Origin of the sequence: Chitinibacter sp. GC72 (assembly GCF_009760905.1) — a bacterium.
GTDB lineage: Bacteria > Pseudomonadota > Gammaproteobacteria > Burkholderiales > Chitinibacteraceae > Chitinibacter.
The window spans coordinates 1-20197 of sequence record NZ_VIRW01000002.1; the positions used below are offsets into that span (position 1 = coordinate 1).

The 20197-nt window shown below is 50.1% G+C and carries 27 protein-coding genes and 1 tRNA gene; 8 read left to right on the top strand and 20 right to left on the bottom strand.

What is annotated here, in order from left to right; translation table 11 throughout:
- Together FLS37_RS01675 and FLS37_RS01680 are read left to right on the top strand one after the other, a co-directional pair.
- Positions 1–242 (top strand): transposase (locus FLS37_RS01675; RefSeq protein WP_198314448.1); only part of this gene is annotated, 242 nt, incomplete at its 5' end.
- Positions 239–850, top strand: a complete 612-nt coding sequence (locus tag FLS37_RS01680) for a hypothetical protein (protein ID WP_157314200.1) — start codon at positions 239–241, stop codon at positions 848–850. The genes FLS37_RS01675 and FLS37_RS01680, both read left to right, overlap by 4 nt.
- Here the strand turns inward: FLS37_RS01680 and FLS37_RS01685 are convergent.
- The 13 genes from FLS37_RS01685 to FLS37_RS01745 all read right to left on the bottom strand — a co-directional run bounded on the left by FLS37_RS01685 (position 847) and on the right by FLS37_RS01745 (position 9765).
- Positions 847–1866: a tyrosine-type recombinase/integrase gene (locus FLS37_RS01685; RefSeq protein WP_198314449.1), complete on the bottom strand. Its 1020-nt coding sequence runs from the start codon at positions 1864–1866 to the stop codon at positions 847–849. The genes FLS37_RS01680 and FLS37_RS01685 overlap by 4 nt on opposite strands.
- Positions 1867–1913: 47 nt before the next feature.
- Positions 1914–2159: a DUF4224 domain-containing protein gene (locus tag FLS37_RS01690; RefSeq protein ID WP_157314202.1), complete on the bottom strand. Its 246-nt coding sequence runs from the start codon at positions 2157–2159 to the stop codon at positions 1914–1916.
- Positions 2160–2168: 9 nt separating this feature from the next.
- Positions 2169–2396, bottom strand: coding sequence for a hypothetical protein (locus tag FLS37_RS01695; RefSeq protein WP_157314203.1), 228 nt, complete (start codon positions 2394–2396; stop codon positions 2169–2171).
- A 6-nt stretch (positions 2397–2402) separates the two neighbouring features.
- Positions 2403–2624 (bottom strand): hypothetical protein, encoded by a 222-nt coding sequence (locus FLS37_RS01700; protein ID WP_157314204.1) that lies wholly within the window; start codon positions 2622–2624, stop codon positions 2403–2405.
- 27 nt (positions 2625–2651) lie between these two features.
- Complete coding sequence (locus FLS37_RS01705) at positions 2652–3803, bottom strand: type II secretion system protein GspD (RefSeq protein WP_157314205.1); 1152 nt, start codon at positions 3801–3803, stop codon at positions 2652–2654.
- A 92-nt stretch (positions 3804–3895) separates the two neighbouring features.
- On the bottom strand, positions 3896–4975 hold the full coding sequence (locus FLS37_RS01710; RefSeq protein ID WP_157314206.1) for a zonular occludens toxin domain-containing protein: 1080 nt from the start codon (positions 4973–4975) through the stop codon (positions 3896–3898).
- A 3-nt stretch (positions 4976–4978) separates the two neighbouring features.
- Positions 4979–5266, bottom strand: coding sequence for a DUF2523 family protein (locus tag FLS37_RS01715; protein ID WP_157314207.1), 288 nt, complete (start codon positions 5264–5266; stop codon positions 4979–4981).
- A gap of 8 nt (positions 5267–5274) precedes the next feature.
- Entirely contained in the window at positions 5275–6699 is a 1425-nt protein-coding gene (locus FLS37_RS01720) for a hypothetical protein (protein WP_157314208.1), read from the bottom strand.
- Between the two features lie 164 nt (positions 6700–6863).
- Positions 6864–7085, bottom strand: a complete 222-nt coding sequence (locus tag FLS37_RS01725) for a hypothetical protein (protein WP_157314209.1) — start codon at positions 7083–7085, stop codon at positions 6864–6866.
- A gap of 36 nt (positions 7086–7121) precedes the next feature.
- A complete protein-coding gene (locus FLS37_RS01730) occupies positions 7122–7385 on the bottom strand; it encodes a hypothetical protein (RefSeq protein WP_157314210.1) in 264 nt (87 codons plus the stop codon).
- A 3-nt stretch (positions 7386–7388) separates the two neighbouring features.
- On the bottom strand, positions 7389–9188 hold the full coding sequence (locus FLS37_RS01735) for a replication endonuclease (protein WP_157314211.1): 1800 nt from the start codon (positions 9186–9188) through the stop codon (positions 7389–7391).
- A 1-nt stretch (position 9189) separates the two neighbouring features.
- Entirely contained in the window at positions 9190–9444 is a 255-nt protein-coding gene (locus FLS37_RS01740) for a hypothetical protein (protein ID WP_157314212.1), read from the bottom strand.
- A gap of 3 nt (positions 9445–9447) precedes the next feature.
- Positions 9448–9765: a hypothetical protein gene (locus tag FLS37_RS01745; protein WP_157314213.1), complete on the bottom strand. Its 318-nt coding sequence runs from the start codon at positions 9763–9765 to the stop codon at positions 9448–9450.
- Between the two features lie 285 nt (positions 9766–10050).
- On the opposite strand from FLS37_RS01745, the gene FLS37_RS01750 reads away from it, so the two are divergent.
- Entirely contained in the window at positions 10051–10695 is a 645-nt protein-coding gene (locus tag FLS37_RS01750) for a hypothetical protein (RefSeq protein ID WP_157314214.1), read from the top strand.
- 264 nt (positions 10696–10959) lie between these two features.
- On the opposite strand, the gene FLS37_RS01755 is transcribed toward FLS37_RS01750, so the two are convergent.
- A complete protein-coding gene (locus FLS37_RS01755; protein ID WP_157314215.1) occupies positions 10960–11547 on the bottom strand; it encodes a hypothetical protein in 588 nt (195 codons plus the stop codon).
- 575 nt (positions 11548–12122) lie between these two features.
- Here FLS37_RS01755 and FLS37_RS01760 point away from each other — a divergent pair.
- From FLS37_RS01760 to FLS37_RS01775, 4 genes are all read left to right on the top strand, one after another.
- A tRNA-Ser gene (locus FLS37_RS01760) sits at positions 12123–12212 on the top strand.
- Positions 12213–12567: 355 nt separating this feature from the next.
- Positions 12568–12852: a co-chaperone GroES gene (locus tag FLS37_RS01765; protein WP_157314216.1), complete on the top strand. Its 285-nt coding sequence runs from the start codon at positions 12568–12570 to the stop codon at positions 12850–12852.
- 61 nt (positions 12853–12913) lie between these two features.
- Positions 12914–14551: a chaperonin GroEL gene (gene groL, locus FLS37_RS01770; protein WP_157314217.1), complete on the top strand. Its 1638-nt coding sequence runs from the start codon at positions 12914–12916 to the stop codon at positions 14549–14551.
- A gap of 117 nt (positions 14552–14668) precedes the next feature.
- Positions 14669–15571: an ankyrin repeat domain-containing protein gene (locus tag FLS37_RS01775; RefSeq protein ID WP_157314218.1), complete on the top strand. Its 903-nt coding sequence runs from the start codon at positions 14669–14671 to the stop codon at positions 15569–15571.
- 25 nt (positions 15572–15596) lie between these two features.
- On the opposite strand, the gene FLS37_RS01780 is transcribed toward FLS37_RS01775, so the two are convergent.
- The 6 genes from FLS37_RS01780 to FLS37_RS01805 form a co-directional block, all read right to left on the bottom strand.
- On the bottom strand, positions 15597–16052 hold the full coding sequence (locus tag FLS37_RS01780) for an acyl-CoA thioesterase (RefSeq protein WP_157314219.1): 456 nt from the start codon (positions 16050–16052) through the stop codon (positions 15597–15599).
- A gap of 107 nt (positions 16053–16159) precedes the next feature.
- Positions 16160–16597, bottom strand: coding sequence for an SET domain-containing protein-lysine N-methyltransferase (locus tag FLS37_RS01785; RefSeq protein WP_157314220.1), 438 nt, complete (start codon positions 16595–16597; stop codon positions 16160–16162).
- Positions 16598–16746: 149 nt separating this feature from the next.
- Positions 16747–17721: a lipoyl synthase gene (lipA, locus tag FLS37_RS01790; RefSeq protein WP_157314221.1), complete on the bottom strand. Its 975-nt coding sequence runs from the start codon at positions 17719–17721 to the stop codon at positions 16747–16749.
- A gap of 23 nt (positions 17722–17744) precedes the next feature.
- Positions 17745–18368, bottom strand: a complete 624-nt coding sequence (gene lipB, locus FLS37_RS01795; protein ID WP_374756823.1) for a lipoyl(octanoyl) transferase LipB — start codon at positions 18366–18368, stop codon at positions 17745–17747.
- Between the two features lie 95 nt (positions 18369–18463).
- Positions 18464–18760: a YbeD family protein gene (locus FLS37_RS01800; RefSeq protein WP_157314222.1), complete on the bottom strand. Its 297-nt coding sequence runs from the start codon at positions 18758–18760 to the stop codon at positions 18464–18466.
- A gap of 2 nt (positions 18761–18762) precedes the next feature.
- Positions 18763–19659, bottom strand: coding sequence for a D-amino acid aminotransferase (locus FLS37_RS01805; protein WP_157314223.1), 897 nt, complete (start codon positions 19657–19659; stop codon positions 18763–18765).
- 200 nt (positions 19660–19859) lie between these two features.
- Here FLS37_RS01805 and FLS37_RS01810 point away from each other — a divergent pair, with 200 nt between their 5' ends.
- Positions 19860–20126, top strand: a complete 267-nt coding sequence (locus FLS37_RS01810; RefSeq protein ID WP_157314224.1) for an acyl-CoA-binding protein — start codon at positions 19860–19862, stop codon at positions 20124–20126.
- Positions 20127–20197 lie beyond the last annotated feature (71 nt).

Sequence of the window (20197 nt, forward strand, 5' to 3'; positions counted from 1 at the left end):
ATAACGCGACAGTGCATCACCATTTTGATGAAGAGGTGGTCAATCGTTGGTTGGTGGATCATCGTTTTGTGGTGATGTACTTGCCAGCGTATAGCCCTGAGCTCAATTTGATCGAGATCGTGTGGAAACACGCCAAGCATTTTTGGCGTAGCTTCAAGTCGTGGAGCAAGGATAAATTGGTCGAAGAAGTCCACACCCTTTTATCCGGCTTCGGTTCGAAATTTAAAATTAGTTATGCGTGATTACTTACGAGGGCAATTTTAGCCGGATTTTATCCTCTATTTTTGGCGCGACCGACAAGCCCCCTCTTGGCTCTGCACCAGCTCACACGATAAGCATTTACAATGAAATCGGCGGTATAACTAAGGCAGACAACTTAGTTCTCAAGGAGTCGTGTGAATATTGCCTCCAGAGTGAAGACTTCTTCATCGATCCAGAACAGCTATTTCCCGATGTAAACACATTGGGCTTCAAGCGTTCGGAAATAAAAGACTGCATAGAAATACTAGAGCAGCACGGCTATATAACCGTTTCACATTTTATTGGAGGAGGACTCGAAGGATATGGTTGCCGCTATCAAATCACTGAATATGGGTTTGAAACATATGCTGCAGCATATATTGCAAACTATTCAGGCATAGTGGCTAACGTTATTTCTGAAGTTGTTAATAATCAAATGAACAGCAACTTAGATCTACAAACAAAAACAGCTCAACCAATCACCTTGATTAATCACATTCTGACTACTTTAGAATCTAGAGGTCATGTCAATCTTGTCAAATATCTTGGTGGAAACATTCATGTCTACAATGTTGCAGCAAGTCTTCGTCGCTTATTGGCGGTAAGTTAGCGAGTCGGGGTAACCAACTTTCCAACACGATTCCGGACATAAACGCTAGTCATATTTTGCGTGGTATGAGCGAGCAAATCTTGCGCGGCGCTCATACCGGAATCCATTTCCTTTTCTGTTCCGGCCTTAGCTCGCAGATCGCGGAATTGCCAAGTTTGGCCGCTTAACTCGCGCGCATGATCGAATTTATGGCGGAGCATTGATTCGGTTAGCGGTTTGCCAACCTCATCAATCAGCAGCTTTAAACTATGCACTTTATAGGCCTGCTTGCGCGTCATGATGCGCTCAATCACTTCGGCCAACTGACCTACAACTGAAATTCGAAGTTTGGCGCCCGTTTTGTTTTGCTTCACCCACAACACGCCGTCTTTCACATCAGCTTCTGACATTTTCAGAATATCCGCCGGACGCTGACCAGTCAGCCACGCCAAATCCATTGCATCACGCAACACGATATCCGCTTGCTGATAAACCGCATTGTAAGCGGCATCATCAACATACACATCACGAGCGTGTTCACGATAGCCAGCAATTCCTTGGCATGGATTCGGCTTATTGGTATAGCCCCATGACCGGGCAAAATTCCAAATATGTGAGAACAACGCTTTCTCACGATTGGCGCGAACCCGGCCATCCCCTGCTGCATCTTCTTTGCCTGCCCGCTTTAACCGCTCTTTCGTTTCGGCTACGCGCCAATCAAGAAATTGCCGAATATTAATTGGCTCAATTTGATCCAGCGGAGCAGGTGGATCATCAAAAAAGGCGAGCAGCTTTGCGAGCTGCGTTAAATTGTCTTTTTGAGTTCTCGGTGCTTTTTCTGGAAGAACGTCACGAATATAGCGTTCCGCAGCATGGCGAAAGGTAATCACGATAACTTCGGTACGCTCAGCCTTCTCCAGTTCCGCCCATTTCAGGACGGCAATCACGTAATCATCGCCCAGCGGAACTTCACGGCGCGGCTTTCCGCCAGCATCGTAGTAATACCAGACCTTTTCACCCCGATGACGCGCACGCATTCGGGGCGGCAGGTTTTTATTTCTTGTTGGTACTCTACCCATCGTGTTTACTGCGCTCCACCAGAAATGACACGCGGTGACCACGCAGGGGCAGCCGCTATTGCAGCACCATGCTTAGAACCTTCAATTGCAACACGAGCAACAATGGGTGCGCCTCTGGCATTCACCCAATAGGGAATTCCGACGCTTCGCAACCATTGGCTTTGCAAAACCTCGCGTGGCTTACCGCCCTGCCCCGTTTTAACGCCGGTTAATTCAATCAACTCATCACGAGTCAAAAATAGCGCACTCATGCCAGCACCTTAAAAATAATCCAATCCATAGCCACATACATCACACTCAGAAGCCGCATCGCCAAATTTCAGCGTGGTATCTGGCGGTTCGATCCAGATGCCTTTTTCACCGCACGCAGGGCAAACCAGCACTACCTTTTTCATTGGCCGCCCATCACGAAACGGTGGCACATCAAGCGCATCCATTGCCGAAGTACCAAAGGGAACGTCAAATTCTTCAATATGATCCATCGCCATTTCGTATTACTCCGAGTCAATATTGCGAAAATTCAATTCATCGATGGCAAGCTGCGCAATCAGGTACAAGCCACCACACAGGACAAAAAACCACGATATTGCTGACCATGAAATTGGAGCACTTAAAAGCTGGCAAGCCATCGCATACAGTGCCACGCCGCTCAATCCGCCAAGCGATCCATCAAACAAAAACCAGCGGTGAAATTGCGAAATTGTCATTTTCTTCATGGTGTTTTCTCCTCTAAATAATCGGTTTCAAACTCGGTCAACTTGTAACAGCACAAGTATTTCGGTTTGATTTAAGTCTTTGCCTTCGCCTAGCGGCAGACTAAAAAATGGTAAATGTGACTTTTCTTCTGTGGACTTGGCGCTAGTTAAGCCGCCGATTACATATACTTCGCCGGGCTTGGCCAGCAGGTTGGTTTTGATTTCGCGTTTAATCAGCGTGGGTGATGCACTGACGCCAGTTTTGGTTGCCGCAAAGTTTGAGATTTGCTGTGTAATCGCCAAGTCAACAATTTCATCGCGAATATTTGGCGCAACATCCAAAATGACGCCCGAGGATTTATATTCAACGGATTGAACAGGATTCCCGTTTTTATCAATTACGGCAGCACCGAGCACAGGGACATCATCACCACTCATAAAGCGGGCTGCGGCTGCATCTTTAACGCGCACATGTGGGCGGGAAATCACTCTAAATCGAGTATCGGTGGATACCAGTGAAGCCACTAAATCCAAACTGCCCGTTGCTAAGGTCAACACATTGCCTGTGGCCGAAGCTGGCGACATTCCCAATGATACTTTCAGCTTGCCATCAAACAGCTTGAGCAAAGCACCAACGCCCCATGAGTTGGTATCTACTGTAGAAAATTCGTAGACCACGGCTGAAATTTGAACTTGTTTTTCTGGTAAATCAATTTGCTGAATCAGGCCGCGCAATTGGCTGACTTCTTGCGCAGGGCCGCTAAAAATTAACAGGTCGTGATGTTTATTGATTTGCGAGTACGCCGAATTGCCACCATCCTGAATCGGCGCTTGACCCGGCGTGGCCGCAATCGATGCTTGCACAGCACGTTGGAAAGTAAATCGACCTTTCGGAAACAGGCTGGACAGCAAATCAGAAAAATAAGTGATGTCACGAAATTTGGGGCGGTACACAAAGATTTCATTCGGTTCTGCAGGTGTGCTCGCTTTCGTATTCAAGCGCAAATAATCCGTGCCATTCTGAGTTTCGACTTCAAGACCTGACATGGCCAATACACTGAGGAACAAGGTACGGTATTGCTTCGGCTCTTTCGCATCAAACGAGATCGTCACTTTGTCGGTAATTTGCTGTGCCTTGGGATCAATGACGAAATTCTTGCGTTCAATTTCGGTGTAATACAGCTTGGCAAACTCAAGCACAGGCAGCGCATCAAAAAACAGCCGTGATTTGGGCTGCTGATCTGCTGCCATGGCCAACGATGTGAGAAACAGAAAAATCAATGTAAGGCGTTTCATTGTTTGGACTCCGTGGCGGTCGGCAATGCCGCACCAAATGGCACTACCTCAAGTTCGCTACCAGACCAGAAGGCCACCATTTCGCCATCGATATAACCTGATGTGGTTAGGCCATCAATCGCAAAGCTGGTCGCTTTAACCGTCCGATAATGTTTTCCGTCGTGCAGGCTGACCAGCAACGTGCCATCCTGTTTTTGCAAATAGCCCGTCAAGCGCCAGCGCGACATTCCCTCGGTTTGGTTTTGTACCTTCCCGCCGATGCTTTGATTTTGGTGATTCACTACAGGTAGAACCTTGGCTGATTTCTCTGTCTCTGTTGCCACGGGCGTCGGGTGAAAGAATTTCCACATGTTGTAAAAGCCAACGCCGAAAACTATGATCGTGCCGACGACCAACGCCCACAGCCGCCAGTCTTTGAGCAAGTTCTGTCGATCATCAATTTGATGCTCTTTACCTGTTCCTCCGGTGTATGACGAATACAGCGGGAAAATAGCTTTGTCGTATTTTTTGGGGAATGTGTTTACGCGAGTTTTAGCGTTGAGCTTGTAGCCCTCATAGACCTCGACCCGATAGGCTTTACTCAAACCGAGCGATTTGAGTTTTACCGTGCGAAAGGTCATTTCAACGACCACCCGCAAAATACGGTGCAGGTCGGTGATGTCCTGAACCATCAGCACCAAGTCACAGCACACCTTAGTGATTGGGCTGACGTAATGACGATGCTCGCGGAAGAAAATTTTATGCTCTTGGGCGATCTTGCAGTCGCAACCCCAAAAGCGCCAAGCCTCGTCAATGCACACTAAATCGCCCGGTTGAACCGTGGTTTCGGCCTCTGTGCCGTGGCAGAAAAACTCCGGGCTTGCGACCGTATCATTTGAAACGTGAACAACGTGCCCCAGCTTTTCCAGTTCATCGCCGTGCTTGTCATGCAGGTAGGCGCGAATTGCATCGCTATCAATGTCGGCCACGTTGGTAATCACGCGCCTACCACGGCGTACCGCTTCAAGAATGACGCTACTCACGCATTCGTAGGATTTACCCGACCCCATCAAGCCAGTGTATGCATTAATTGGCATGGCTTACCCGATGACTGGAATACGACGAATTAAAAAGCGAGTGACATACGCAGCAATCACCATTTGAATGCCGGCAGCAATTTCAAACGCATCCAGATACCACCACACTGTTGGCGCTACGCCGCCAAATGCAGAATTCAAACCATCTATGCCTGGCAGCAATTCAATGAGGTTTTCAGCCATCAGTTGCACCAGAAAGAACACTGCAAACGCGACGACAAACTTCACAATCAGCGTGCGAAAGACCCAGCCAATAACGGCGTTGAATGCCGAGAGCAAAATGCCAAACATGATTTACCTCACGCCGCCAAAATGATGAAAAGCGCAGCCAAAGCCCACATCAACAGCGCTGCCGATGACATAACTTCTTTGTGTTGCTCGAACAGTTGGCAATGCGCGTCAAATGCGCCTGAAAATGGGTGGCCCATAAGCGAAAAATTGAACTCACCCGTCGGGCATTGCGCACTGTGACCCGGAACTTGAAATCCCTTCAATGGCGCAAGTGCATCATTGATTGGTGCAAAAATTTCTTTGCCAGTTGGCGTTTGTTCCAGTTCTGGCGAGCCGATTACCGGATCAGGCCCCAAATCAATTTGCGTTGCGCCTTGCGGTGCATTAATGGGTTGAGTACCGGGATTCGTTGCTGTAGTTACAGGTGGAATCGGGACTTGCGATGTTGAGTTCGGGTTAATTGCAGGCGATACAAAATCGCGTACTTTTGGATATGAAGTTGGATTGTTTACGCGCCAGTTTTCAACATCACCCTCGGTAATTGGATCAGCTGCGTCGTAAGGCAAACCACGATAGTCAGGTTGTAACGCTGCATTTCGCCAAAGCGCATTTGCTGCTGCAGCCAATTGCAGTGGATGAACTTGGGCATCTAAAGCGGCCTCTGGCAATTTATTGATGGCATCAACTGGCGTGAGTCCAATCCCTGTACCGGGGACTGTTGGCAGCGGCTTAAAATCATAGGCCACACATTCTTTATCGCGCAGCCATTTCCCTTTCGGGCAAGCCGTATGCGCAGGCGGACTGGCAACATATTCAACAGTCACGCTTGAAGCCGTAAATAACTCCTCTCCGGTTTGGCTTGGCTGGCGATACACCGCATCAAAATTGCATTTGTAGATGATGTTGCTGGTTTTTGTGCAAGCAACATTGCGGTAGCCTTTGTATGCCTGATTATTTTCAGGTGAAAAGCGGATTGAAATTGCCTGCTGACCAACAGCTTCGGGATCAGCGCCAAGCACTGCAGGACCGATTTGCGTATAAGCTCGCCAGTACGGTCCATTCAAAGGTAAGCCTGTTGAATTATCGATTGGCACAAACTCAGTCATTGAGCCGACTTCAATCGTGCCATCAGGTTTCCAGAACCATGAAATTGCTTTGTCGATCAAAAATGGCAATGCAACGCTAGCAACTACTGAAATTCCAGCGGCAGCCAAAATCACAGGCCATGTTGCTCCGGCAACTACCCCCCCGGCGATGGTAACGACAGCCGCACTGACACCATTTACTGTTGCGCCATAGCGCGGATCATTTGCGGCTACATAGTTGTAATTTGGATCATTCGCTGCGCGACCCGGGGTAATTCGCTTGGTGGCTTTTTGAGCGACTATTTCACCAACCGCCCGCCCCATATTGGGGTTGTAGGCAGGAACGGCTGCGGCCATTACCCGGATACTGAACATCAGTAGCAATAAAACCAGCATCAAATTCTTCACGATTCAAACCCACGAATAAAAGCCCAGCCGCATAGCGCACCAAAACAAAACATTGCTAGATACCAAAACTCTGCAGCCATACAACCCCCATAAGTCCAACCCGTTTTCTATTGGGAAAATTACTTCACCCAAGAGAAAACGGGCGGGAAACCCGCCCAAAACGATTAAGCGCCTTTGACTTTCTTCAAGATGAATTCAGCCGCCTTGATCGCGAGGTACACGCCAAGAATCACGGCTGATACGGACAACAGCCCGGTCTTAACATCATCGAAGTTCACCGCTGCGACGAGGCCATTTACATCAGTAATTGGCGCTGCACCTGCAAAAGCGGCAGCAGAAGAAAGTGCTGCAACAGAAACACCTGCAATTTTTTTCAAAAAGTTCATGGTCATACTCCTAGTTAAAAAACGGGAAAGCGCCCGTTACGCTCTTTTCACCAGACTGACAATTGATCCCATGCCAATCCCGAGAAGCCAGACAAACAGAACGGTGGAAAGGCCAAACGAAAAATACTGGCCTGCCGTTGCAGTCGAAAACGCTTCGTTTTCAGCCTCAAATTGAGCTGCATTTGCTGGATCAATCACATAAGCCTGCACAACCTTCGTGGTTTGCCCTGCAGGGCAGGGAACACGAGTCGGCGTACCCGGCATGCACACGATCACATTGACTACTTGTCCGAGAGCCATCCTTTATCCATCCAGCCTTATTGCTTGAGCAGCACTTCGACCTGCAGCGCTCTGCTCAAACCGTGGAATAAAAATCTGATTTTCTTTAAAGGCAAAAACATCTAGTTCGCGGTGGCTCGGCGTTCCGCCGATCTGGCCGACCGTATAGTTATTGATACGAGTCGAACTAAGCTCGCTTCGCTCGCCCATGGGCGTAAACTCAACCGTCCATTCATGAATCCGTGAGCGCACGAAATCACCGTCAACTCGATCAACAACACCTGTAATTTTTGATGTGCTGGCTTCGCCATATTTATTAAGCAAATTGGTGTCGCGCACGAGACCTAGCGGCAAATCACACAGCTTCAAACCTGTGCCGCCAAGTATTCGAACGTATTCAGCCCAATCGCCCTGTTCTGCAGCAACAGAAGCACGCTCCAGAATGTCAGAATCAACTGACGGGTCTTGACGAGCAATGCGGCGAAGTTCCCGCCACAGAGTTACAGGTGCAACGCCAATTGGTTGAAATTGGCGAATGCTCCAGATTGACGCCCATGCCTGCACACGTTCCGCTGCCGTAATGGCTTCAAAACCATCGTGAGTAACACCGATGCTTTCACCGTCCGTTTGCTTGCCGTCGATGTTTTTTGAAATGTATTTAGCGATGTAGCCAGCTGCGCTACCACGTTTCCAATCAATTTGAATAAACTTGATGCGACGCTGCCATTTGATTTTGCCGCTGACGCTATTGATCAACTCTTGCTGATCTTCCGAGGTGAAGTAGCGGCGAAATATTTCCTGCATGGTCTTCACATGCTCGGGTTCAACAAACAAAAGTAGATGCCAGTGCGGGCAACCGTCGTGGTGTGGCTCTGCCACACGGAACCCAAACGGTTTGATTCCACGTCGATGAAGTGCTGCACGAACACGTGCAAACACTAGAGATAAGTACACCTGACCATCATGAGGTGTAGAACCATCAAAATTTGGATTTGGTGTGGCTTTCTTTTTGCCTAGACGCTTGAACGCATGAAAACGGCTCGGACACGTTGCAGTAATAAAAACACCGACATGGCCAAGGTCACGTGCAATACGTTCTTGTCCAGCAATGCGTGTCATTAATTCGGAGCGGCGAATAGCCGGATTTGAAACACTGGTATCCGCTAGGTCTTGCAATGAAAACGTGTCACCAGCTTCGTTGGTCGCCTGTAGATTTTGCAATAGCGTTTTATTGCGCTTCCGTTGAGCACGGAAACGATAAACACTTTCGTCGCTGGCGTAAGCGCCCGCCTGAATGTTGACTAGACCCAAACGGATTGCTTCGGTCTCCAATCTACGGGCGGTGCCACGGCGTAATACACGCCGCCAGTAATATTCATCAGTGAGGCGCTGAAGCAATGTTTCTTCAGTTACGCCATTCTTGCCAATTGCAGGCAGATCAGAAGACTCAACGTCAAATTGCTTGGAAAACTCAAGTGCGCGAGACAACAGCTCTTTTGCATCATTAGTCAAAGGCGGGAATTTGAGTTGAGAAATGATCTCATTAGCCACTTTTTTGGCCTGAATGCGAATTTCTTCATCATTGGCCGCAAGATTAAATTTCCCGGTTACTGATTCAATATGGTCGCGATACTCACGAACCAGAATATTCCCGGCAGCAGCGGCGCGGGTATCACTACCTTCCGTTTTGAAAACAATGTCGTTATGCTTCCGACGAATAACGCGGGCAAATGCTGGAGGCACTTTTGCCAGACATTTATCTACAAACCACTTGTCTTGCTGGTAATAGCGTTGACGGTATTCGACGGCAGAACGAAGTTGCACGTTAAGCCCCCTGCTTCACACGGTAAGGAACAAGGGGGTCAGGCAGGCCAACGACTTTAGCGATGGCCTTGAAACGCGCCTGCTCTTCTGTTTTCAACTCAATAAAATCAGGCGTGATTGAGCCGATCAGTGTTGAAACAAAAGCGCGATCTGCAAGCAAACGTGATGATGGGTGAGGCGCTGTAACGAACTCGATATACACCTCTGAGGCCATTTCGAGCGATTCCAGCAGGCGCGGGATTGGCATCGAATTCATCGTTTATTCCTCGACAGCTGAATAAACGTTGACGGTCGGGCGGCGGGTTACTTTTTCGCCAGTCTGTTTGTCGAGATATTGAAAGCTTTTGGCGCGATAGCCGCCGCAAGTCACAAGCACTTCAACGGTGTCACCTGATTGACCCAAGCGCTTTTTCGAGCGGATTTCTACAGAATTTGGTGGAGTGTATTGGTCAACGGCGGGAAGTGTTACTTCGGTGTAGGTGAAGTCGTCTGCGCGGCGAACCGAATGGATACGTCCAAAGAGCAGGGCTTGGTTTGGTTTCAGTGACAACTTTTGATTTTCTTGGGCAGTACTCATTTTCGTGTTCCTTGTAAAAGTATGGGGGCTACGTTCGTAATTCAGGCTTTCAGTGTTCATCGCTTCGCCTTGCCGTCCGTCCTCGCAGGCTGCGGGCGGGCGGCAACCCTCGCGCTGAAGCACGATAGAGCCCTCTACAGTGCAGAAAAAAGATAAAATCTCTACAATCTGCACTAATAGAACCACTCACCGCGAACAAATTACACCATTAAACTACACCGTGCAATATTATCGTGCAAAAAATATGCTAGCTTTGAATGGCACATCAACAAAGGAGGGGGTCAAATGGCCAAGACACAGCAAGAAAAAGAGTTGAGTCACCGCCTCAGAACGCGGATTGAAAAGAGATTCCCACAACGAGGCAGGTTCAGGGAGTTAGAAGAAATAAGCAGTATTAGTGCGAGTAGATGGAAAAACTTCTTCTATGGAAGGACAGATGCAGCTGTTGAAATGGTCGACTTTTGGTGTAGCAAATTTCATGATGAAAGCGAATTTATACTACACGGTGTACTAGAAAGAGCAGGCGGGGAAGCGCCATTCGGCTCGGTTCCCATGCTTAAAGAAAGAGCAAACCGAACGATTTCCGAACGGTTGACATGGGTTATTTTTGAATGGGCGTCACCATCAGGGGATCAGCTATTTAGCTACCTTGAAGGAAAGTCAAATATGAAAATTTCGGCAGATGAATGGAAACAAGTCATTGTGCATGCACAACCACCAAGTGCAGAAATGGTTGCAGTAGTTGGTGAGTATCGCCCGCATTTTATTGAATGGATTATCAGAGGTGCTACGACAGGTGATGGCCAGGTAGACCCAACAAATAAACAGTCAATCCTAGACTGGAACACTCGCATGCGGCAGCAATGGGATTTGGCATTTAGTAGCTTTGCGAAGGCAATGCAACAGTCGGGCGATCTTCCCGATTGCTGAATGTTCAGTGCATCTGGGGTGTTGGGGTCGAGGATGTCGGCAGATGCGACAAGCTACGCAAAATGGTCATTCAAATAGATCGCTGCGAAAGTTCGTTGTAGCCAAATAGCTCGGGATATAAAAATAAAGAAGGCCGCTACCTAATGGTTTGCGGCCTTTCACGTTTCAAGTTACGGCTCATGTTTAAACTAAACACGGCGGAGCGTAGCGAAGGATATTCAAACGTTTAGCTTTTGAGCCAATGTGCACTTTTTGCACATTGCGTTATGGATTAAATTGGACTTTCATCATTGGTCTTTGATCGATACGTCCGATTTTCCAAGAATATGAACCGATCCCAAGAGTTGGTGTTGTTGTTGCATTATGCGATATAACATTTGCATTTTTCGGAAGGCGCACCTCAAGAACTCCGTTAATGGCGATTCCTAATTGCTCCAATTCGCGCTTGTCTTTATCTTTTATTTCGTTGGAAGAGATTGTTACCACACCATCTTTCCCTGTTTTCACAGAAAAGATGTCGAGCGCACGCAGGGGCTGACCAGCCTTCTTTGCACTTTCAATCTCAAGTTCATACCGTCCATTGCCTTTATAAATCGCCTTTTGAATATCCGGTTTTTTCGAGAGTTTTTCCGCGTCTGATTTAAGACCATTCTCATCTTTCTCTGAAAGGGAGCCTTTCTTCTTGATCTCGGCGGCAGCAAGTGCGTGAACGGCAGTGCCAGAATAGTGAAACGTATAGTTGGCATCTGGCTGAAAATCAATTTTCGCGGTAAATCGCTCAGGGATCAGACAGCCTGATAGTAGCGTAACAGTGCCAATTACAGCCGAAATAATGAATGCGGATTTTTTCATATTGAACGCAAGTGGAAGTGGTTAACCAGAACTCGACTGATTCTCACCCCTCTTAAAATCTGACGCAAAAGTAAGTTGATTATTGTGTCCGTTGCTACACATAAGTGCCAGCTATGTCCGAACAGCAGAAGTCGATGTGCTGCCGCAATCAGCCGTAAATCAACGAATGTGGTCTCTGCCACACTAATCACGTGACCAGATTCCGGAACGGCATAAACCCATGGGCTCCGCCCAAACCCGCTCTAGCTTGCGAGGCGGCGGAGTCAGGGGATAAAACCCTCCCCTCACTCCACCTGAAGCTTGAGGTCGTTGCTTGAGCATCAAGGGGCTTTCGCGGCATAAAACGTGGCAAAAATCCGCCACATTTATTCCACGTCCCCTTGACCCTCACTACACTATCAATGCCCCACTCCAACGTTCCGCAAAGTGAAGTTGCTTCTATATATTGCAAGCCCTGTAACAAGGCTGATTTTTTGTGTTTGCGGAACAGATATTTATCGAAAAATTATCCAAAGTACTATAAAAAAGCGAGACAAGCCCGGAAATGCTTGCTATAGTTCGGCCTCTTCAAGAACGGAAGCGTGGCTGAGTGGTTTAAGGCAGCGGTCTTGAAAACCGTCGGGGATGCGAGTCCCCCCAGAGTTCGAATCTCTGCGCTTCCGCCAAAAATTCTAAAATGCCCTGAGCTTGCTCAGGGCATTTTTTATTCCCCCAGGGTATTGCCCTGCAGAGCAATCTGCCCCTAGCTTTCAGGCGTATACTCCAAGCAAAAAATCCGGCAGCAGCGCCTGCTGGCACCTTGCCTGCGAAAGAAATAAATATTACCTGCACCAGCCGCCACCACTTTTAACCAAGCAAAGCAGCTGCCCGGCAAAAAGCCGATGATTTTTAGCGTCAGCCTCTTGAAAAGCCCCGCACTCGCCCCTACTATTTAGCACTCAAGCGCAGAGAGTGCTAAAAATGCCATCTGCGCCAATCAAATTCTGAATTAACGAACTTGTACTCAGGAGTTTTAACACCATGAAAATCCGTCCATTGCATGACCGTGTTGTGATCAAGCGCGTTGAAGCCGAAGAAAAAACTGCATCTGGCATTTTGCTAGCTGGCAGCGCGGCTGAAAAACCAGACATGGGTGAAGTGATTGCAGTTGGTGCCGGCAAAGTACTGGAAAACGGCTCAGTTCAAGCACTAACTGTCAAAGTCGGCGATAAAGTCTTGCTCGGCAAATACGCGCAAAGCGTGAAAATCGACGGCGAAGAGTTGGTTGTTGTACGTGAAGAAGAAATCTTCGCGATCGTTGAGTAATCCACACTAAAGATTGTTTCCCGGCAAAAAGCCGGTTGATTATGAATTTGGAGAATTGAAAATGGCTGCTAAAGAAGTTCTGTTTGGTGACAGCGCACGCGCAAAAATGGTCAACGGCGTTAACGTATTGGCGAACGCGGTAAAAGTAACTTTGGGCCCTAAAGGTCGTAACGTCGTGCTGGAGCGCTCTTTCGGTGCGCCAACGATCACTAAAGACGGTGTATCGGTTGCCAAAGAAATCGAATTGAAAGACAAATTCGAAAACATGGGCGCGCAGATGGTGAAAGAAGTGGCGTCTAAAACTTCTGACATCGCTGGTGACGGCACGACGACTGCAACCGTATTGGCTCAAGCCATCGTGCAAGAAGGCATGAAATACGTTGCTGCTGGCATGAACCCAATGGACCTGAAACGCGGTATCGACAAAGCCGTGGTGACTTTGGTGGGCGAGCTGAAAAACATCGCTAAACCTTGTACAACCAGCAAAGAAATCGCGCAAGTTGGCTCGATCTCTGCTAACTCTGATGAAATCATCGGTGAAAAAATCGCGGCTGCGATGGACAAAGTGGGTAAAGAAGGCGTGATCACCGTTGAAGACGGTTCAGGCTTGGAAGACGAATTGGACGTGGTTGAAGGTATGCAATTCGACCGCGGCTACTTGTCACCGTACTTCATCAACAACCCAGACAAACAAATCGCTGCGCTGGACAACCCATTCGTATTGTTGTTCGACAAGAAAATCAGCAACATCCGTGACTTGCTGCCAGTACTTGAGCAAGTAGCAAAAGCGGGCCGTCCATTGCTGATCATCGCTGAAGACGTTGATGGCGAAGCATTGGCAACGTTGGTAGTGAACAACATCCGCGGCATCTTGAAAACTGTAGCGGTTAAAGCACCAGGCTTTGGCGATCGTCGTAAAGCGATGCTCGAAGACATCGCGATTCTGACTGGCGGTACTGTAATCGCTGAAGAAGTGGGTCTGAGCCTTGAAAAAGCTGATTTGAGCATGCTCGGTCAAGCTAAACGCATCGAAGTGGCAAAAGAAAACACCACCATCATCGACGGTGCTGGTTCAGAAGAAGCGATCAAAACTCGCGTTGCAACCATCCGCAAGCAAGTTGAAGAATCAACCAGCGATTACGATCGTGAAAAACTGCAAGAGCGCGTAGCTAAATTGGCTGGCGGTGTTGCGGTAATCAAGGTTGGCGCGGCAACTGAAGTTGAAATGAAAGAGAAGAAAGCACGCGTTGAAGACGCGTTGCACGCGACTCGCGCAGCGGTTGAAGAAGGTATCGTGGCAGGTGGCGGCGTTGCGCTGTTGCGTGCTCGTTCAACGATCACTGAGCTGAAAGGCGCGAACTCTGATCAAGACGCAGGTATCAAGATCGTGCTGCGCGCAATCGAAGCTCCATTGCGCCAAATCGTACAAAACGCGGGCGACGAGCCAAGCGTTGTGGTGGCTAAAGTGCTGGAAGGCAAAGGTAACTTTGGTTACAACGCGGCGACTGGCGAATACGGCGATATGGTTGAGATGGGTGTACTCGATCCAGCTAAAGTAACTCGTTCAGCATTGCAACACGCAGCTTCGGTAGCAGGTCTGTTGTTGACGACTGACTGCATGGTTGCTGAGTTGCCAAAAGACGACGCACCAGCAATGCCAGACATGGGCGGCATGGGTGGTATGGGCGGCATGATGTAATTTGTCCCAGCGCAAGAAAACGCCACCGGCTCCACCGGTGGCGTTTTTTTTACCTTGAACTTAATACCCGCAATCGGTAGAGTTTGACGACAGTACCTAAGAGATAAAGAGATTGTTTTGACACCTGCAGTTGTGGCCTTACTGGGTAATGATGGCGATTTCTACCCGCACCACCTTGAGCAACAGTACCCGCGCATACTGGAGCAGGTCGTTGCACTGTGGGGTAGCGAACAGCTCGAGCCTTTTATCAGCGAGCTGGCCGTGGATGAACGCGGCACGCGCCAGGGCTTTCCGCCTGCGGTGGCTTCCGAGCTATTTACACTTTATCAGCTGCATACCCAGCGCTTTGGCGGCGAACCCGAACAGGAACAAACCTGGGATCACGTCAAACTGCAAGATGACGGGCTAAGTTTTTACGAAGTCAACGGCACGCAAAAAGATTACTTTCAAGCCGCGGAATCCGGCAACACGCTACGCGTACTGGTTCACCTCAAAGCGGGCATCGACATTGAAACCGGCGATGAATACGGCAAAACAGCGCTCATCTGGGCGGCGACCCAATCGCATCTTGCGCTGGTCGGCTTGCTGCTATCGCGCAATGCCAATACCGAAACTCGCGATCTGGGCGGCTTTACCGCACTGCACTGGGCCGCAGCCGCTGGCAATCTCTCCTCACTGGCGCTACTGCTCGAACACGGTGCGGCGGTGAATGCGCAAAGCAAAGCCGGCATTACACCGCTGATGCAAGCCGCATCGCGCGGACACCATGCTGCCATCCGCAGCTTGCTGGAGGCAGGGGCCGATCTGGGCCTGCTAGACGGCCATGGACAATCCGCGCTTAGCCATGCCCTGCAAACCAACCACTATCGCAGCAGCGAAACCTTGCTGCTGCAATTTACCAAGCTAGACACCGCCAGCAAAAGCAAGCATCAGGCCACGCTGGCTCAGGGGCTAAGCCATACCAACCCGGCCATCCGGCAACTCTTCATCAAGCACCGCTTCGAGCTGCAAGTAGGCTAAGCCCCTGCTGGTTTAAATCATTTAATTAACCATTCGCCAGACGGATATTGCGGCGCGCCAAGGCTTCGTCCCAGCGCTGCTGCTGCACCGCGCTGCTAATCTGCAGCGCCGGGATGGAGAGCGGCGTGCCCTGGGCACTCATGGCCACCATGGTGAAATAGCAGCTATTGGTGTGTCGCTGCGTTTGCTCGCGGATATTTTCTGCCACCACCCGGATGCCCACCTCCATCGAGGTGCGCCCGGTGTAGTTCACGCTGGCCAGAAAATGCACCAGCTCGCCGACATTGATTGGCTGCTTGAACATCACCTGATCCACCGACAACGTCACCGCATACGCACCAGCGTATCGGCTGGCGCAGGCGTAGGCCACCTGATCGAGCTGCTTGAGCAAAGCACCACCGTGCACCTTGCCAGAAAAATTGGCCATATCGGGCGTCATCAGCACCGTCATGGCCAGCTCATGCCGTGGTAAATCGCTCATATACCCTCCCAATGTATTGCCCAGAAAAAGATATACAACAATGCTTGCTTGGCAATACATAAGAACGGGGCATCAGCCCCGTCATATTTCATTGCAATGATGATGCGTTAAATCTCGACCAATCCCCTGTCCTTGAACCAGCGCCCTTCGGTATCGCTACCCCCGCCCTGATCATCGTTCAGATTGTAATTAATCGTTAATTCTTCATCGATCGCGATATCACGCACCGCAACATAGCGCATATGGCTAAAGCTTTCATCAGCGTGATACCACAAATTGGCCGGGCTGCTATGGTTGTACAGGCTGCCATAGCCGAGCACCAGCGCGACAGCATTGGGCTTGTCCGGAAAGAAGGACCAACCAAAAGCGACAAACTTCAGCTCGTTTGGCAGCGCGGTAAATGGATGATCAACCAGCAGAATCGGCGCGGCTTCAATCAGCTCACCTTTCTTGAAAGCTCGTGCGGCAAACACGCCACGGCCTTTTGCCGTTTTCGTATCCATCACATAAACATCGGGGGGCGTGATCGCCTGCTCATTGCGCATATCAATTTATCCATAAGCTGATCGAAACAGTATAAATAAATCATGCTCAAGGCTGAGCAATTACTTGTAAGCCAAGATCGAGTGTCAATAAATCCCCACAAAAAATGGCGCCGCAGCGCCATTTTTTACATCACTCAAGTTCAACCGTCTTACAAACCGGCGTTATGCGCCTGCTGATCGGCATGGTATGAACTGCGAACCATTGCGCCAACGGCAGCGTGCTTGAAACCCAGCTCGTAAGCGCGCTTCTCGAAAGCCTTGAACTGATCCGGGTGCACATAGCGCAACACTGGCAAATGGCCATTCGATGGCTGCAGATACTGACCGATCGTGATCATGTCGATGTCATGCGCGCGCATGTCTTCCATCACTTGGTAGACTTCTTCGTCCGTCTCACCCAGGCCAACCATAATGCCGGATTTGGTATTCACATGCGGGTACAGGCGTTTGAATTCTTTGAGCAGATCGAGCGAGTGCTGGTAATCCGAGCCGGGGCGAGCCTGCTTGTAGAGGCGTGGCGCGGTTTCCAGATTGTGATTCATGACGTCGGGCAAGGCCTGCGCAAAAATATCGAGCGCGATGTCCATGCGGCCACGGAAATCGGGCACCAGCACTTCGATTTGCGTCTCGGGGCTCAACTCACGCGTTTTCTGAATACATTCAACAAAGTGCGCCGCACCGCCGTCACGCAAATCGTCGCGGTCGACTGACGTAATCACAACGTATTTGAGTTTCAGCGCGGCGATGGTTTCGCCCAGATGGCGCGGTTCGTTTTCATCGAGCGGATTGGGGCGACCATGACCGACATCACAGAAGGGGCAGCGCCGCGTACAGATGTCGCCCATGATCATGAAAGTAGCCGTGCCCTTGCCGAAACATTCGCCGATATTCGGGCACGATGCTTCTTCGCAGACGGTATGCAGCTTCTGCTCGCGCAGGATTTCCTTGATTTCGTAGAAGCGGCTATTGTGGCTGGCGGCCTGAACGCGAATCCATTCCGGTTTTTTCAGCTTGGTTTCCAGCTGCACGATTTTGATTGGAATACGTGCAGTTTTGGCTTCGCCCTTAAGCTTGACGCCAACTTCTTTGCCTGGCTTTGCCGGTGTTTTGATTTCTTCAGTCATTTTTTTCCCGATAACCGTACAAACTAAACGGTTAAAGTTTTGATTTGGTGGGCAATTTTGTCCGCCATTTTAGCGGCTAATGTCGCGGGTGTCTCGTCAAGACCAAAATCAGCCATGCGCGTCACCTGCAAACCCTGATAACCGCAAGGATTAATCAGGCCAAATGGTGCCAGATCCATGCTCACATTGAGCGCCAGGCCGTGATAGCAGCAGCCATTGCGAATACGCAGCCCCAGACTGGCGATCTTGGATTCAGCGTATTCATCCCTGACATATACGCCGGGCGCGTCGACTTTGCCATACGCCGCAATGCCATGATCGGCCAGAATGCCAATCACGCTGTTTTCCAGCTTGCGCACCAGATCGCGGACGCCCATTTTGTAGCGGCGCAAATCGAGCAGTAAATAGGCAACGAGTTGACCGGGGCCGTGATAAGTCACCTGCCCGCCGCGATCGATCTGCACCACCGGAATATCCGACATGGCCAGGATATGCTCGGCCTTGCCCGCCTGCCCCTGCGTAAAGACGGGCGGATGTTCAAGCAGCCAGAGCTCATCAATGGTGTCGGAAGTTCGCTCGGCAGTGAAACGCTGCATGGCTTGCCAGACTGGCTGGTAATCAACTTGCCCCAGCTGCCGCACACGCAGCACATGCGGAAATGGATCAAGGGGTATATCGCTGTAGGGCAGACCGGACATTTCCTGCAGGTCAATACCTAGCAATGTATCTTCAGCAAGCATCATTACAGAACACGCAATACCAGCGGGTGGGCGCGCAATGCCGTGTCGAGCGCGTACACCTGATCAATGTGCTCGAATGTCACCATTAGCGTGGCCGAAAAATAGCTGCCGGCGCTCGAAGCACGAATCGTGATGTGTTCTTCCATAAACACTGGCACCAGCTCGCGCGTCACGGCCAATACAGCGGCACGAAATTCGTGCTCGGCGATGTTTTTATGGCTGACCGCTTTCACGGGAATCAGGGCAGGAAAAGTCACCAGGTCTTCAAGTTTCTGGTTCGGAATATCAATTAAAGCCATATTCAGTCCTCGCCACGGCGCATCACCGTGGCTTTGTAGGTTTGATAAATCGACAGCATTTGCTGGTATATGGGGCCAGGTTTGCCATTTCCTACTGGCAAACCATCCAGTTCGACAATCGCCAGTATTTCTTTGGATGACGACGTCAGCCATACCTCGTCGGCGTCACGCAGCATGGCCTCGCTCACCTCGCCCAGCACCAGCGCCAACTGATGCTGCTCTGCCAGCTCGATCACCAGCTCGTAGGTAATCCCGGCCAGCATCAGCTCGCTGGTTTGCGGCGCATAAATCACGCCACTTTTAACTATAAAAATATTGCTCGCCGCACCTTCGATCATCAGGGCTTCTTCCCCTTGTCTGCCATCGCGCAGCATAATGGTTTCGGCCGCACCCGCCTCCACCGCCTGCTGTTTGGCCAGCACATTGGCCAGCAGCGAGATCGCCTTGATATCGCAACGCAGCCAGCGAATATCGCGTGTAGTGACAGCGGCAACGCCTTGCGCAAATAGCGCCGCGGGTGGCATCTCCAGCGGGTCGCTAAATGCAAAGACCGTTGGCGCGGTGTCTGTCGACGGAAAAGCATGATTGCGCGGATAAGCCACACCGCGCGTAATCTGCAGGTACACCGACTGGTCGGCAAAATCCTGCTGTGCCACCAGTTGCAGCACAATCTGCCGCCACACAGCCAGCTCATGCGGATTGGCGATCCCCACCGCCGCCAAGCTGCGCGCCAGACGCTGCAAGTGTTCATCCAGCCGGAAAACGCAGCGCGAATACACCGGAATCATTTCATACACGCCATCGCCAAACAAAAACCCCCTGTCCAGCACCGGGATTTTCAGCTCGTCCAGTGGCGCAAACTGGCCATTCAGATAAGCAATCAGATTTGGGGTGTGCATAAGATGAACTCCTTGAAGAATCTGTTGGCGCTTGCTTTGCCGTCTGCAAACCAAGCAGCAACAAACCCGAGCTATATTTTACCCTTTTTCATACGCAGACCGACAGCGCAAGGCGTCAGCGGTCGGCTCGGGGCTTGGCACGCCGAGATTTGCTGCCTATACTGGTCACAATTTCAAACGATCGTTTTACCGGAGGTTTTATGTCTGAACTGGCTCAACGCTTTCAAACCGCACAAAACGAAGTGGTCGAACTGAACGAAGCGCCTGATGTACAAACCAAACTCAAGCTGTACGCACTCTACAAACAGGCGAGCGAAGGTGATGTACAGGGCGAGCGCCCTTCTGCCATCCAGTTTGTGGCGCAAGCCAAATTTGACGCCTGGGCCAAACTGGCAGGGCTGGATCGCGAGCAGGCCATGCAAAGCTATATTGATCTGGTTGAAGAACTCAAAGCCAACGACGATTAAGTCCACGCTTTACCAAACAAAATGCCACGCAAAGACGTGGCATTTTGTTTGGGTATTGCATCAACCTAGTA